General features: G+C 35.8%; 16 protein-coding genes. 10 read left to right on the plus strand and 6 right to left on the minus strand.

The window, feature by feature from the left end; all coding sequences use genetic code 11:
- Position 1: 1 nt before the first annotated feature.
- A complete protein-coding gene (gene dinB / locus OMO38_RS03670; RefSeq protein WP_264748866.1) occupies positions 2–1,150 on the minus strand; it encodes a DNA polymerase IV in 1,149 nt (382 codons plus the stop codon).
- Between the two features lie 61 nt (positions 1,151–1,211).
- Here dinB and OMO38_RS03675 point away from each other — a divergent pair, with 61 nt between their 5' ends.
- The 6 genes from OMO38_RS03675 (at position 1,212) to OMO38_RS03700 (ending at position 6,235) form a co-directional block, all read left to right on the plus strand.
- The gene (locus tag OMO38_RS03675) at positions 1,212–1,982 is read left to right on the plus strand and encodes an XRE family transcriptional regulator (protein ID WP_264748867.1); all 771 of its coding nucleotides are present in this window, start codon (positions 1,212–1,214) and stop codon (positions 1,980–1,982) included.
- A 344-nt stretch (positions 1,983–2,326) separates the two neighbouring features.
- Positions 2,327–3,385 carry a patatin-like phospholipase family protein gene (locus OMO38_RS03680; protein WP_264748868.1) on the plus strand — a complete coding sequence of 353 codons (1,059 nt, stop codon included), beginning with the start codon at positions 2,327–2,329 and terminating at the stop codon, positions 3,383–3,385.
- Between the two features lie 143 nt (positions 3,386–3,528).
- Complete coding sequence (locus OMO38_RS03685) at positions 3,529–4,452, plus strand: helix-turn-helix transcriptional regulator (RefSeq protein ID WP_264748869.1); 924 nt, start codon at positions 3,529–3,531, stop codon at positions 4,450–4,452.
- 45 nt (positions 4,453–4,497) lie between these two features.
- Positions 4,498–5,127: an energy transducer TonB gene (locus OMO38_RS03690; protein WP_264748870.1), complete on the plus strand. Its 630-nt coding sequence runs from the start codon at positions 4,498–4,500 to the stop codon at positions 5,125–5,127.
- Between the two features lie 55 nt (positions 5,128–5,182).
- Entirely contained in the window at positions 5,183–5,749 is a 567-nt protein-coding gene (locus OMO38_RS03695; RefSeq protein WP_264748871.1) for a DUF3575 domain-containing protein, read from the plus strand.
- 54 nt (positions 5,750–5,803) lie between these two features.
- Positions 5,804–6,235 carry a nucleoside deaminase gene (locus OMO38_RS03700; RefSeq protein WP_264748872.1) on the plus strand — a complete coding sequence of 144 codons (432 nt, stop codon included), beginning with the start codon at positions 5,804–5,806 and terminating at the stop codon, positions 6,233–6,235.
- Here the strand turns inward: OMO38_RS03700 and OMO38_RS03705 are convergent.
- A complete protein-coding gene (locus OMO38_RS03705) occupies positions 6,232–6,768 on the minus strand; it encodes a GNAT family N-acetyltransferase (RefSeq protein WP_264748873.1) in 537 nt (178 codons plus the stop codon). The genes OMO38_RS03700 and OMO38_RS03705 overlap by 4 nt on opposite strands.
- Positions 6,769–6,774: 6 nt before the next feature.
- Positions 6,775–7,533 carry a type III pantothenate kinase gene (locus OMO38_RS03710; protein WP_264748874.1) on the minus strand — a complete coding sequence of 253 codons (759 nt, stop codon included), beginning with the start codon at positions 7,531–7,533 and terminating at the stop codon, positions 6,775–6,777.
- A gap of 108 nt (positions 7,534–7,641) precedes the next feature.
- On the opposite strand from OMO38_RS03710, the gene OMO38_RS03715 reads away from it, so the two are divergent.
- The 3 genes from OMO38_RS03715 (at position 7,642) to OMO38_RS03725 (ending at position 9,720) form a co-directional block, all read left to right on the plus strand.
- Positions 7,642–8,475, plus strand: coding sequence for a M23 family metallopeptidase (locus OMO38_RS03715; RefSeq protein ID WP_264748875.1), 834 nt, complete (start codon positions 7,642–7,644; stop codon positions 8,473–8,475).
- Positions 8,476–8,496: 21 nt separating this feature from the next.
- Positions 8,497–8,985, plus strand: a complete 489-nt coding sequence (locus OMO38_RS03720) for a hypothetical protein (protein WP_264748876.1) — start codon at positions 8,497–8,499, stop codon at positions 8,983–8,985.
- A 132-nt stretch (positions 8,986–9,117) separates the two neighbouring features.
- On the plus strand, positions 9,118–9,720 hold the full coding sequence (locus tag OMO38_RS03725; protein ID WP_264748877.1) for a hypothetical protein: 603 nt from the start codon (positions 9,118–9,120) through the stop codon (positions 9,718–9,720).
- Between the two features lie 310 nt (positions 9,721–10,030).
- Here the strand turns inward: OMO38_RS03725 and OMO38_RS03730 are convergent, their stop codons facing one another.
- The gene (locus OMO38_RS03730) at positions 10,031–11,872 is read right to left on the minus strand and encodes a M1 family metallopeptidase (protein WP_264748878.1); all 1,842 of its coding nucleotides are present in this window, start codon (positions 11,870–11,872) and stop codon (positions 10,031–10,033) included.
- A 169-nt stretch (positions 11,873–12,041) separates the two neighbouring features.
- The gene (locus tag OMO38_RS03735) at positions 12,042–12,518 is read right to left on the minus strand and encodes a DinB family protein (protein ID WP_264748879.1); all 477 of its coding nucleotides are present in this window, start codon (positions 12,516–12,518) and stop codon (positions 12,042–12,044) included.
- Between the two features lie 338 nt (positions 12,519–12,856).
- Between OMO38_RS03735 and OMO38_RS03740 the strand changes: the two genes are divergently transcribed.
- Positions 12,857–13,786, plus strand: coding sequence for a hypothetical protein (locus tag OMO38_RS03740; RefSeq protein WP_264748880.1), 930 nt, complete (start codon positions 12,857–12,859; stop codon positions 13,784–13,786).
- 94 nt (positions 13,787–13,880) lie between these two features.
- Here the strand turns inward: OMO38_RS03740 and OMO38_RS03745 are convergent, their stop codons facing one another.
- Positions 13,881–15,572 (minus strand): DUF6909 family protein, encoded by a 1,692-nt coding sequence (locus tag OMO38_RS03745; RefSeq protein ID WP_264748881.1) that lies wholly within the window; start codon positions 15,570–15,572, stop codon positions 13,881–13,883.
- Positions 15,573–15,695: the final 123 nt, after the last annotated feature.

The following is a 15,695-nucleotide window of genomic DNA, read 5'->3' on the forward strand; positions in this document are numbered from 1 at the left end:
ATTATTTTCCGAAGTCAAATCCTGAAGCTCTGCCGACAGCATCTGCCCCGAAGCGGTTTTTAAGATAATCCATGGTTTGGTAAAGGTTCATTTGCTCTTCGGTATCTTCAAACAGATTCATCTGATGATTTCCGTGTACAAGATCTGTAAAGCGCAAACCCACGAGTCTGAGGCGCATTCTTCTTGTATAGACTTTATTAAAAAGTTCCAGCGCAATTCTCGACAACGTGTGATCAGCAGAAGTGTAAGCTACTCTATGCTGTTTGGTTTCGGTATCGAAATTGGCATAGCGGATCTTAATAACAATGGTAGAAGTCAGCCATTTTTCCTGTCTTAACTGATAGGCTAATTTTTCTGCCATGCCTGAAATCAGTCTTTTCAGTTCCAGCAGATCCATAGTATCGGTGCTGAATGTTCTTTCTGTGGAAATCGATTTTCTTTCGGAATAGGGAACAACAGGATTTTCATCAATTCCGTTGGCTTTTTTCCACAATTCTTTTCCGTTGACGCCGATCATTTGCTGTAAAACCAAAACAGGAACTTCCGACAGAGTCTGAATGGTTCTAATGCCGATTCTCGATAAAAGCTGAAACGTTTTGTCGCCCACCATCGGAATCTTCTTTACCGACAGCGGATTCAGGAAAGGTTTAATTTCTGATTCTTTGATTTCTAACTTCCCGACAGGCTTGGATTCTCCGGTTCCGATCTTTGAAACGGTTTTGTTGGTGGACAATGCAAAACTTATCGGCAAACCGGTTTCTTTGGTCACGGCGGCAGAAATTTCTTTGGTCCACTGATAACAGCCGAAAAACTTATCCATCCCGGAGAGGTCAAGATAAAACTCATCGATACTTGCTTTTTCCACTACAGGAACTCTTTCCTGAATAACTTCGGTGACCAGATGTGATAATCTGGAATACAGTTCATAATCTCCCTTAACTACTTTTGCATCAGGGCAAAGCCTTAACGCCATCCTCATCGGCATTGCTGAACGGACTCCAAATTTCCGTGCTTCATAGGAACATGACGCCACAACCCCACGGTCTCCTCCACCGATGATAAGAGGAATTCCTTTGAGTTCTCTATTTTGTAGTCTTTCACAAGACACAAAAAAAGTATCCATATCCATATGAACAATTGCACGTTTCATTTTACAAAATTAGATACTATTTGTCCCAAAATTATTATATTTGTGGATACAATTTGTCCCAATGTCAATTTTTTCAGATAACATCAGGTTTTTAAGGGCTAAGAAAGATTTATCCCAACAAGGTTTTGCCGATAAGCTTAATCTCAGTCGTGATCGGTATTCAAAATATGAAAATGGTCGCTCTGAGCCCTCATATGATGTATTGATTAATATATCTAAACACTTTCATATCAGTATTGATCTTCTTCTTACTGTTGATATTAAAAAATATCCGTTAGACGAAATTCTGCAACTTCCGGACAACAGAATTGTGCTGCCCATCATCGTCGATCAGTCAGGAAACAACAGCATTGAAATTATTCCACAGAAAGCATCAATGGGTTATTTGTCCGGCTACAGCGATCCTGAATATATCGAAAATTTACAGCGGATTTCATTACCGTTTCTTACCAACGGAAAATACCGGGCGTTTCCGGCGCAGGGAGATTCTATGCCACCGTTCAGAGATGGTTCCTACATTATTGGAAAGTACATTGAAAATATTGAGGATTTAAAACCAAACAAAAGCTACATTTTCATTACGCTGGATGATGGAATTACCTATAAAAGATTTAAAGCTAAAAAAGAAAATTTAATTACCGTAAGTGCCGACAATGAATTTTATTATCCGTATGATATTGATCTGAAAAATATTGTTGAAGTCTGGCAGTATGCATCCGGTATTTTCCCTGAAGAATTTGAAGCAGATCATCCTCAGAATTATAATGTGAAAGATTTATTTTTGGAATTGAGGAAGGATATTAAAAATCTGGAAAATAAGATGTTTAAATAATTTTAGTAAGACTAAAAATTAAACGGAATATCCGTTATTTTTCCAGAATACGTATTTGTTGCAAAGGGAAATAAGGAATTTTAAATTGTTACTGTTTTAAAATATATAGAGGCGTAAACTTATCAAACAAGTACAAAATACTTCAATTATAAATCATTTTAATTTGATTTTTAACAGAAAAAAATTGGTAAGTATTTACCCTATCGATCAGTAAAAACATTGACTTAAAACCTGAAAAACAGGATTTCAAAATAGCGTATAAAATACTTAACATAAAAAAATATATTTGAATCCGAATTATAATACGACAACTTCTGTCGCTTCCCAAGCCTACATTTGCTTTAATGAAAATCACCAAAAAAGCAATGAAAAAAGTAACCTTACTTTCTTTAGACGGCGGCGGAATAAGAGGAATTATTACCTGTATTATTTTACGTTACATAGAGGAGCAACTACAGCATCATGACCATCCCAACGCAAAATTGGGAGACTATTTTGATCTGGTTGCAGGCAGCAGCACTGGCGCTTTGATCGCATCGATCATTTTGTGTCCTGACGAAAACAGAAAAGCAAAACACTCAATACAGAAAGGTTTAGAACTCTACGCAGAAAAGGGAGAAAGCATCTTTCAGGTATCATTTTGGGAAAGACTGATCAATCCGTACGGTTTATTTAACGAAAAAATATCTCAGAGTGTTTTAGAAAAAAATCTTATCGACTTTTTCGGAAATTTAGAATTAAAAGAATTTCTAAAACCGTGTTTAATTACCAGCTATGACATCGAGAACCGCAGAGCAAAATTGTTTAACTCCTGGAATGCAGGTTTGAGTACGGATAACTTTTATGTAAGAGATATTTGCCGGGCTACTTCTGCCGCGCCCACGTATTTCAGCCCGGTACAGATTAAATCGATGTACGGACAGATCTTCAGTCTGATTGACGGTGGAATGTACGCCAACAACCCAGCATTGTGCGCCTATGCAGAAGCTAGAAAAATCCCTTTTGCTGAAGTGCTGAAAAATCACCAGAAAGCCAATCATCCGACAGTAAATGACATGATCATCGTTTCTATAGGAACCGGAATTGAATCTAAAAGTTATTCTTTTAAAAAACTTCAGAAGGCAGGAAAATTGGGTTGGGTTTCACCGATTATTGATATTCTGATGTCGGCAAATGCTGAAACCGTAGATTATCAGCTGTGTCAAATGTTTCAGACTTTAGGACAGAGAAATCAGAAGAATTATTACAGAATCAATCCTTCATTAAAAAACGCTTCTCCAGCAATGGATAACGTGAGAAGATCGAATATTGAAAATCTGATACAGGCCGGATTGAGTTATATTGATGATAACAGAGAAGTTTTAAATCAAATTGTTCAGAAACTGATCAGAAACAAAATATAAGGTTTTTTACTTATAATGAGTAGATATAAGCTTTATTGATTATAAAAAACCGCTCATCATCAGAGCGGTTTTTGTCTTAAATTTTTAAAACACGACACATCTTGTCGCACTAACATACTATATTTGTCATATAAAATTCATCCATGAAAAAAGATTTTTACCTCACCCGATACGCCCTGATTATTAAGAAATTAGAAAGTGCTCCCGCAACGTACTCTCAGCTTGAGGATTATCTTTTGAATTCTTTTGAATTTCAGGATGCAGATATTAAGAGCTACTCCATCCGTACTTTGCAGCGGGATATCCGTGAAATTTCCAATCTATTCAATCTTTCTATTCACAATAAAAAGAAAGGTGACAACCGTTACTACATCGAGAGCCGTCCGATTTTGGAAGTTGACGAATACAATCAGAAATTACTGGAATCTTTTCAGGTAAGTAACGCTGTTAATCATCATCCGGATTTTGCAGATTTTATTTTTTTTGAAAGCAGAAAACCGACGGGTGTTGAACATTTTTATGAAATTTTCTTTGCCATTCGTAATAAACGGGTGGTGACTTTTGAACATTACAATTACAAAAATAAGCTGATGACTTCAAGAAAAGTTCATCCTTTGGCGCTGAAAGAATCTAAAGATCGATGGTACCTGATCGCAATAGACACCAAAGACAAAGCTTTAAAGTCATTTGGTTTAGACAGAATCAATTATCTGGATGTTAATAAAAATAAGTTCAGAGAAAAGTACAAGTATAACTTCAGAGAACATTTTAAAAATGCTTTCGGAGTGATGAATCTTACCGAACAAAACCCTCAGAAAATTGTCTTGAAATGCAGCAGACATCAGGGAGAATACATTCGGAGCTTCGCACTTCATCAGTCTCAGAAGGAGATTATAGAAACTCCGGAAGAAATTGTTTTTGAATTTTTCCTGCATCCTACTTACGACTTTATGCAGGAGATTTTATCTTACGGAAAAGAAGTAAAAGTTTTAGAACCTAAAAAATTAGTCGAAGAAATTAAAAAACATTTACAGGAATCTCTAGGCAACTATTCTGAGGATGAATAGACTTCGATATTCATTTTTTGATTACATTTACATAAATATCCACGATTGAAATCACTTTTTCTCTTTCTTTTGTTTTTCATATCTACCTTTTGCTTTTCTCAGCAGACGGAAGAATTTAAGCAGGTGAAAAATTATTACAATCAGCACCGGACTATGTTGAATAATGAGTTCAAGAAAAAATTTGATGCAGAAACAAATAATATCATTAAAACTTCCATCAAACAGGATTTCTTATTCTTCATGAAAAAGATGGACAGCATTGAGAATACGGCATTGGTGGGTGCTTTGCTAAAAGTGAGAAATATCGAAGATCTGGGCAATCTTAATTTAGAAAAGAAACCAAATCCCACTGCCGATCACAGCGAAATTTTTCCTTTCACAGATAAAAACGCAGATTATCCTGGTGGCATTAATGCTTTGAGACAGGAAGTTGCCAATCTTTTTTACAGCGAAGCCGTATTTTCTGACACTAACCCTGTAAAAACCAATGTAGCTTTCGTGGTTGAAAAAAACGGTAAGATCACCAATGTACGAGCAGAAGGAGATAATTTCACTTTTAACCGCCAGGCAGAGATCGCATTGTATTCTCTTTCAAGAAAATTTTCTCCAGCGGTGATCAACGGCGATCCTGTAAGATACCGTTTCAGGCTTCCTTTAACTTTAAATCTTGAATGATTGAATTTTTTTTTGGCCATCTCATTTTTAATATTATTTTTGAGAAAAAAATTCCATGAAAAAACTCTTTACCATTTTAACGGTTTTTATAACCATCTTTTCACTTCGTGCTCAGGAACTTAATTCTAACCAGGAAAGCGGCTCCGAACGGAAAAATGACATCATCCTTGATCCTATTTTACTAATTGCAGTTCCTATGATTAATGTTTCTTACGAAAGATTAATCAATAAAGATATGGGGATCGGGGTTAATGCAATGGTCACTTTAAGCGATGAAGTGGATGATTTCAAACAGTTTTCACCCTACTTCAGATATTATATGGGCAAAAAATATGCTTCAGGATTTTTCTTCGAAGGTTTTGTTCCGGTAACCTTGCAGAATGATGCGTACTACAGTTATCAGTATGATGATTACACCAACAGTTATTATTACATCAACAATGCTAAAAAAAATACAACAACTGTAGGGGTAGGATTCGGTGTTGGTGGAAAATGGATCATTAAAGACCGTCTCGTAATAGAAGCCAGCGGAGGTATCGCAAGAAGATTCGGTGATTTTGACAATTACGATATTGGGCCTGTTACCGGAAAAATTATGGGCGGTATCGGATATCGATTCTAAATTTTAAAAGATATATACTGAAAAGCTTAGTTTTGCACTAAGCTTTTATTTTTTATGTTTACCGACGAATATTTTATGAAAATGGCTTTTCAGGAAGCCGAGATTGCCTTCGAAAAAGATGAGGTTCCGATTGGATGTGTAGTAGTTTCTAACAATCGGGTGATTGCAAGAGCGCATAATCTTACCGAAACTTTAAACGATGTTACCGCTCACGCTGAAATGCAGGCCATCACTTCTGCTGCCAATTATTTGGGAGGAAAATACCTCATCAACTGTACTTTATACGTCACTTTAGAGCCTTGCGTGATGTGTTCGGGAGCTCTTTCATGGTCGCAGATTTCAAAAGTGGTGATTGGTGCAAGAGATGAGCAGCGCGGCTTTATCAATAAAAATCTAAGCCTTCATCCCAAAACAGAAATCGTCACCGGAATTATGGAGAATGAATGCTCTTCTATTGTAAAAGAGTTTTTTAAATCTAAACGCTAGAAGCCATTCCTGAAAATGGAATAAAGAGAAACATCCAAATATACTCCGTCTTTCTTTATATGCTGTTTAAGTACAGCCTCTTTTTGCATACCTGCTTTTTGCATTACAACACCAGACGCAGGATTCTGAGGAAGATGTGTGGCGAAAATTTTATTATATTTCAATTCTGTAAAACAGAAATGAATAACAGCTTTTGCAGCTTCGGTTACATAACCGTTATTCCAAAAAGATTTTGCCAACCAATATCCCATTTCTGCTTTATCAAAACCTTCATCATGAATGCCAATCGCTCCCATGATTTTTTCATCTTTATTCCGAATTGCAAAAGTATATCCTTGATTATTTTCAAAGGCTTCTTTTGAAATTTTAATCCAAAATTCAGCATCTTCTTTACCATAAGGATAAGGAATATTGGTTGTAAGGTCTGAAAATATTTTATCTTGCAGATAGCTTACAACGCAAGGAATATCTTCATCTTTTAACTGAGAAAGAATAAGGCGTTCTGTTTCTAAAACCGGAAATTGCTTCATCATTTAATTTTATAGATCTTTTCCTAAAAAATAAAGCCCTTTGAGAGTATGAAGCCTGTCTGCAATGTGTATTTTATCGGTTAATGGTTTATAAACATGAGAAACACCGCCGGTTGCGATAACGAAACAGTCGTCGTTTACCTCATCATTGATACGGTCAATAAAACCCTCTACCATTCCGAGGAAACCATAGACCATCCCGCTTTGCATACAGCTGATGGTATCTAAACCTAAGACAGATTTCGGTTTTATCAATTCAATTTCGGGAAGCTGGGCTGTTTGGCTAATCAAAGAATTTAATGAAGTCACGATTCCCGGAGCAATGATAACGCCCAATGTTTCACCGTTTTCAGCGACACAGCTTGCGGTAAGCGCAGTTCCGAAATCAAGCACAATTTTCTTTCTGTCGGGGTACATATTATGTGCTGCCACAAGGTTGGCGTAGATATCCGTTCCCATTTGCTTAGACTTGGCAATAACTTCTGAAGGTGTAGTGCGGTTTACCATAATCGGAACAATTCCGTGAATTTTTCTTATCGCAGAGGTAATTTCCCTGGTTAGCTGGGGAACTACAGAGCCAATAATGATTTTCTCTATTTTCTTAGGATCAACTTTATAAGTTTGATATAAAATCAGCATCTGACCGTGCAGTTCATCGGCTGTACGGTACGGCTTTGTATTGATCACCCATGATATATCACAGTTTTCATCATCAAAAAGGCCAAATCTGATATTGCTGTTTCCAACATTGATTACGATAGAATTCATTGAATAGCTTTTCGGTGGTAAATTTAACAATTTTAATAAAAAGAGCCTTTTAATATTTGGCAAAATGGTTTATCATTGTAAAAACAATTGATTAAGCACCAGATACCAATGAAAAAACTTATCACCCTCATATTTATCAGTCACTTTATGATCATCTTCGCTCAGAAAAACATCAAAATGTACAACGAGCGAAAAGGCGACACGATCACATTTTATGTCGACAATCAGGAGATTTATCCCGTATCATTAGTTTTTAACGGTCAGCCGGAAATTAATAATTTAAAAAAGCCTGAACTGTTTAAAACCATTCAGGTTATTCCTGCTAAAACGGTGAAGCAGAAAGTAACTTATTTCGTGGTAACCGATAAAAATAAAGGCTGGGGAATCAAAAAAATGCCAGGCTATCAATCCTACATGGGCGACATCACCATCAAAAATTATGACACTCAATATGTCTACGATTTACCTTTCGGAAAGGGGAAAGCATTGTGGATTCATCAGGGATACAACGGAACATTCTCTCACCAAAATGAAAATTCTTTAGACTTCATTATGCCCGAGGGCACGGAAGTTTTAGCAGCACGAGAAGGCAAGGTCATCGATATTGTACAGAGCAATAACAGAAGTTGCCCTACAAGAAGCTGTGCACCTTTCGGGAATTACGTTTCGATATTGCATCCCGATGGAACGATTGCACAATACTATCATTTAGAGCAAAATGGTGTTCAGGTAAAACTTGGAGAAAGCGTAACGAAAGGACAATTTATCGCCTACAGCGGAAATACCGGCTGGAGCAGCGGGCCACACCTCCACTTTAATGTATATATCTCAAGTGCGACGGCAGACAAGAACAGAATTACGGTGAAGACGCTTTTTAAAACCGGACATGGGGATAAGGTGCAGTATTTGGAGGAAGGCAAATCTTATGCGAGAGGGTATTAGTGAATACCAATTGAATTTATTATGAGATTTAAAACTATTCTAATTGTATTCCTCTCTATAGCCGCTTTATACTATATTATAAGCATAATCATTTTTAGGGGAACCTTTATTCAAGAACATGATTATTCTTACAATTCTTTATCAGAATCTAAGAAAGAAGGTACTTTAATATCTAATAACTTGGAGCTAAAAATTGAGGGGGATTCTTTAAAAAGAATAAAAAACCTTCATGAAAAATTTTTCTCAACTCAATCAACATATCAAAAATTTTATGGTTTTTTATTTTCAATAAACAAAGAAGATGAAAACTACAGAAGAATTATTTGGGATGAACCCACTCAACTTTCTGCAGGACGAAACTGGATCATCGTTGATAAAGACGACAATTATTTAGGAGAAGCATTCTACATCGGACATCTTGATGCAAAAGTATCTGAAAACATAACATTAACAGTAAAAAATGCCAAAACAGATTACGAGATAGGCACAATACAACTCATGGTAAGATAATAAGTGATTTCACGATTGTCAACTCATTTCAACAATTAATAATTGGGGAAATTTGAAGAGAACTCTTCTATAAGCTACTAACACATTTTTGATATAATATTTTTTAATATTTCAAACAGATAATGATAAACAATGAAATATTCTTTCACAATACTTATTCTTTTACTCATTAACTTAAGCTGCGTCAGCAAAAAAACACGAACAACGTCAAACTGCAATGACTATTCATTTTACTATAATTATAAAAGTAACGACGCCCTACAGCAGATAAAAGACATCCCAAATCTTAAGGAAATAGATGAGCAATCGTTCATTTCTTATCTTGATAGCGGTGATAATTTTGAAAAAATTAAAAAGGATCAAATAGTATTTGTCCCGGAAAGTGAGTTTTTTCAAATTCCTGACCGTAAAGGAGAGATTCCACTCTACGTTCTAGGATTTGTTCAGAATAACAATATTAAACAGTACCTGGTATTTGGTCTTCATATTGGACAGAACTCATCTTTATATATCATCAATCAGGTAGACAACAAAATAACCTCAATGTTTTCAGCTCATTCTAATTACAACTCCGGTTATGGTGGTGAGAATGTAGAAACAAAAAAAATATCTGATTCTATTTTCAATGTTAAAGTGTTTCATTCTTATGATAATGACCGCAATGGCAACTCTTCCGAAACTTGTCACTATCAGCTTATACTATCTGATGAAGGATATTTAAGTATGGTTCCGTAATTCTCCAATTTAGTAAAGTTTAGTGGTTTTTAAATTTAGTAAAAACCAAATCCATCCGTTTTAAACAAAATGCAACTGCATGAAGACTCCCGCAAGTTGTGGGAAACAAAATGCATCCACAGGAAGTCCCCCGCAAACCTGTTTTAAACAAAATGCAACTGCATGAAGTCTCCCGCAAGTTGCGGGAAACAAAATGCAACATACAGAAGACCCAAACACATCTGTTTGTAACCAAATGCAGTTTGCATTGATACAAAACAAAATCCCCAAAGAAAAACTCTTCGGGGATTATGTATTGATTTAAACCAAACTATTTCACTTCAACAAAATTGTTTTCAGGATTTACATCTGCCATTCTCTGGCTGAAATCTATGCCTAACAATGACAGTTGAGATTTGGTATAAGGAATCGTAAGGGTATATTCTTTCTGCGTCCACGGCCAGTATTTTTCTGTTTTAAAATCACCGTAGCCATCTTTCTCCTTCCAGGTATGGGTCATATTCATTGGGATGTAATAGGTGATAATCTTTTTATCTGCAGTCATCACGCTAAAGTCGATAGGCATAGGAATCTGACTGTTGTTCAGCAAAGTGACCGTTGTAGATTTTGCGTCGTACTTCACATCTTTAATTCCGTAGTCGATGGTCTTGGTCGTGTTGATCCAGTAATGATGAAACCATTTTAAATCCATACCCGAAACTTTCTGTGCGATATGAAGGAAATCTCTGTCTGTAGGATGTTTCATTGCCCATTGATCAAAATATTCTTTCATTATTTTTTCTAAATTCTGCTCACCAACGATATAGCCCAACTGCACCAGATACAATTCGCCTTTCACATAACTTGCAAAACTGTACGCTGTACCGTTGTCATGATGATCGCCCAACCAAACTGCAGGTTCTTCAATTCCTCTTTGTACAATACTTCTGTACGCATTGATCTTATCTACGAAAGGATTCGGTCTCTCGTCTTTTGGAGGAAAAAGCTGATGCATTACAATGCTTTCGGCATAACTTGTAAAACCTTCGTCCATCCACGGTCTCAGAGGCTCGTTGGTTGCCAGCATCTGCTGATACCATGAGTGAGAACCTTCGTGAACCATCAGCCCCATCAGGTCTTCGATGTTTTTTGCTTCACCTAAGATCATCGTACACATTCCGTATTCCATTCCGCCATCGCCGCCCTGAATGAATGCATAAGATGGATAAGCGTATTTCCCGAAACGGGAATTCATAATCTGGAAATATTTAGTGACTAAAGGTTTTGCCTCGCCCCAGACTTTAGTTTTATCATTTTTCTGATATACAAAAAACACTTTCGGGCCTTGCGGAACATCAAAACTTTCTACCGAATAGTCTTTGTCTGCTGCCCATGCGAAGTCGAGCATATTTTTGGCTGACCATTTCCATGTAGCTTTGTTTTTATCTGCTTTAATTTTTGCTGAAGCGTCGTAACCTTTCACTTCTGTAGGATTTAAAAGCGTTCCGCCTGCTCCTACTACATAATCTTTGTTGATTTTAATGGTAACATCAAAATCCGCAAACGGTGCATGAAATTCTCTTCCCACATAATCGAAAGTTGCCCAGCCATCGTAATCGTATTCGGCAATTTTCGGATACCATTGAGACATCGTCATATCAACACCTTCACGGTTATTTCTTCCGCTGCGTCTGATCTGCTGAGGAATTACAGCATCCCACTCCATGGTAAAAGTGGTTTTGGAATTGGGTTTTAGAGGTTCATTTAAATAAACCTTCATCACGGTTTCCTGAATTTCAAACTTCAGATTCTTTCCGTTTTGTTTGATCCAGTGAATATTTTGTGCGCCTTCCTGATCCTTCGGGATCGATGCCAGTCTTGAAATTCCATCTTTCTGCAATCTCGAATCCCCGTTTTTTCCCTGTCCGGCAACTCTTTGGTCCATCATTGAATTGGGTTTAAAAGCATTCCAATACAAATGGAAATACACGACATTAAGTTCGTCCGGTGAGTTGTTGGAATAATTTAAAGTCTGATTTCCTTCGTAGGTAAATTTTTCTGCATTGACATCAATATCCATTTTGTATTGGGCAGCCTGCTGATAATAAGCGTTCTGCTGCGCCTGAAACTGCGAAATGATCAAAGCAAAGAGTATTGCAAACGATTTTTTCATTGAAGATTTATTTTTTTTAAAGGTAAGTAAATTTTTATTTCCCACGGATTACACGGATTTTCACAGATGATTGCGCATAGGAATCTGTGAAAATCTGCGAGATCTGTGGGGAATTTTTAAACCACTAATTTCACGAATGAATCTTCACTAATTACACAAATCATTAGTGCTATTTGTGTTTAAACAAAATCATTTTTTTAATCAAAGCAATTTGCCCCAAATGATAATAAGCATGTTCAATCATTCCGTCAATATTTCTTAAATGTGTTCCGTATTTTTCATCAACAAAAACTTCATCCATTTTAGAATCAGGCATCTGTTCTAATAATTTTGCGAACTTTTCAGAATCGCTCCCTAATTTATTTAAAAGTTCTTCCCATTGCTGCTGAGATTCAATTGGTGGAAGATCATAGCTGAACTGATCTTTGATTTCCAAATTTCCACCTTCGAAAACATTGAGAATACCTGCAATATAATAGTCGATGTGAAATGTGAGCATTGCAATGGTGTTAAGATCGGCAATTTTCGTGTTTGCCTGATGCCAGGTTACATCTGAAAGTTGATCTTTAAAATTGGTATTGGCAATCCATTTTCCATCCAATACAACTTCACGGAATCTTTTGGCTAATTGTGAGGGTGTGCTCATTTCTTTTACATTTAAATATCTTAAAGATAATATTTTTTGAGTTCACACAGATTACACTGATTTCACAGATTTTTTTTAAAAACAGCAAAATGATTATTGCCACGAATTGACGAATGAAACGGTACCATCTATTCTAATTAATCTTGACAAGGTTAATTGATTGAAACAACAGGATTAATAAATCGTTACATTAGATTGAAAGTTGGACTTAGAGTTCAGAAGCTTTTACACAGTTACTTGTTATGGTTAAAGCCACCCTTATTTTCGATATTTGCTTTTTTTTATAATTATCATAAATCCGAAATATTATTTAGATTTGGGAATTATAATTAGCACAAATGAAAAACACATTATCCTTTATTATTTTATTTACTGTAGCAATCAATATTTTCAATGCACAAGGATCTAATTCTTACAGCAAAGTTGTTAATAATGCTGAAAGAGCTATTACCAATAAAGAAAATGCCAAGGCCTTATCCCATTACGAAGAATTGAAAAAAGAGAAATATATTTTCAGTAGAGAAATATACAACGCTCTGATTTGTGCTAATAAAGCTAAAAGATGGGAAGAAGTGAATTATTGGGGGAAATTGTTTTTAGAAAAAGGAGCAAGTTTAAGATTTTTCAATCAGCGTAAATTTGACGAATATAGGGGTACACTGTTTTTTGAGAAACTAAAACGATTACAAATAAAAAATTCGGTCAATCAACAACTGATAAAAAGTTTGGATTCACTTACAAGAACTGATCAAAATCTCTTTGTAAAATTAAAGCAAGACCCAAATACAAAAGTTTATAATCTGACAGAAGAAATTGATAAAAAGTTATTCTTTTTAGAAAAAAAATATGGAAAAATAAGTGAGGAAAATACCGGAATCAATTTGAGGAATGACACGATATATTCATCGAGACCAAGCTTCGTTGTTTTGTACAGACATAGTTACCAATCCCATTTGCCGAATAGTTATTTTAATGTAAAATCAAAAAACAATGAGCTCGAAAGAATATTATATTACAACAGTATGGATTATAATCTGATGCCTATTATAGAACACAAAAATATTTTGTACTATCTTAAAGAAGATTTTCTTCAGTTGGAATATAAAAATGATTTTATAAACTTTCTCGAAATAACAAGAAAAGCATACAGAAATAAAGATTTTTCTGATTATTCATTCTACTACCCAATTGCCAGAATTGATAGTTTTGCAAATGACGAAAGTGCTCACAATTTTGAAAAAATGCTGAAAGAATTTTACGTTGAATAAATCAGTGAATAACCACAGATCTTTAGCGATATAACAAAAAAACCCTCAAGGTTTTAGAAACCTTGAAGGTTTAATGTATACTGAGTGATCAGACTTATTTTTTCGAAGAAATTTCTTTCTTTCCGCTTTGTAAAATCTTTTCCAGGATTCTTAAAGTAATCAGATACGTCGGTTTTACCCCTGTTAATCCTAAACCTCCGGAAGAAAGGGTAGCTCCCGTTTCCAAAGGATTATCTGAAGCGTAGTACGCGTAGCTTACAAATAAATCCGGCGCAATATGATGTCTGATTTTCGATGCTACCTGAATAGCTTTTTGATAATGTGCACCTTCCATTTCAAGTCCGATGGCTTTCCAGGAAGTGTTCATAAAATAAGAAAGAATGTCTCTGTTTTGAAGTGACGTTCCCAAAACGGTAATCATCGGTCCTTCGAATGCCTGCAGTTCATCATCTTTAAAATCTTCCAGCTTCAGAGCATTTTCAAACGGATAATTATCTGCCGTTCCTTCAAAGATGTGCGAAGTTGGGATCATAATATCGCCTTTTCCACCAGCGAGAATTCCCGCTTTCCCCATGATAGAAACAGATTTTACTTTCATCATATATACTTCTCCTTTCTGTTCGAAAGGTCTCAGCAATTCATCCATTACCTCAAAGGCCTGTTCGCCAAAAGCATAATCGAAAACCATGATCACATCGTCACCATAGTATTTCAAGTGACCGAATGGCGTATTTTTAAGATTGGTTTTGCTTAAATCAATGATCTGAACGTCGATGTTACTTCCGCTTTTGTCGTTGATATAAATTAAACCTTCTTCCAAAGCGTATTTTGAAACTTTGTCGCGAAGATCTTTTTTATCTGAAATTTCTCCGTAAAGTTTGTAATCAACGTCTTTCGGATCTTTTTTCTTTAAAGCATCATTGCTGTACAGCATATTTTTCACCGAATGCATATTCGCAGAAATAATGTGTAACGGACGCATGTGAAGGTCGTTTTCGAATAAAACTTCTTTTACTTTGTGAGCCCATTTTTCACCGAAATAATGATGCCCAACTCTTTCCTTTAAAATAGCACTGAAATAAATCTCGCGCTCACGGCTTTGTTTGGCATCTTCCAGACTCACTTTTCCTAAATGGTAGATGATTTTGAATAATCTGTCCGGATTTTCATCGTCACCAAAAGTGTTGTAGGCATTTAAGGTCTCATCAAAAGTTCTTCCTATTAAAGAAGACAGATGAATCAGTGCGACTTCTTTTTCTCTTCTGCTGAATTTTTTCTCGCCTTTTACCACTTCTTCGATGATTTTGAAAGCACGTGTCGGCTTCCAGTTTTCATCCTGAATAAATGCGAGATTACGGATTTTATCGGCTTCTATAAATAAGAACGTTAAGTGGGTAAGGATATCGTAGATTTCTGAACGCCCCAAAAGAACTTCAATGTTCATCTGATGTTCGTCGATACGGTAACAGTTTCTTCTTCTCTTTTTGGGAACAATCGGCTCGAAACTCCCTTTATCAAAACCTTCGTCTGATGTAAGATGAATGAAAGCACATTCTTCTATACCTTCCGGAAGTCTGTCTAAAACATACATCAAACCATCAAGCTCCAATTTGCTTGGAACGCTCATGGTACCGTAAATTTCGGGATTGATCGTTTTCAACAAACTTCTAATGCTTTCTCCGGAAACTCCGCTTGGCTTGAAAAAACCTCTATAAAACAGGTGTCTCATAGAAATGTATAGTCTTTCAATTGCCTCGGTGGTTTCTCTTGCTCTAGAATTTGTCATATATTAATTTTTTTATAAAAAGTCTGCTAAGTTACGGAAAATAATTTTAATGATTTAAAAAGCTTTAAAACAAACAATTACCTTTTAAACTAAATTTTTAAACGATTTAAAATTAATATTTAC

Source organism: Chryseobacterium kimseyorum (assembly GCF_025971945.1).
GTDB classification, from domain to species: domain Bacteria; phylum Bacteroidota; class Bacteroidia; order Flavobacteriales; family Weeksellaceae; genus Chryseobacterium; species Chryseobacterium kimseyorum.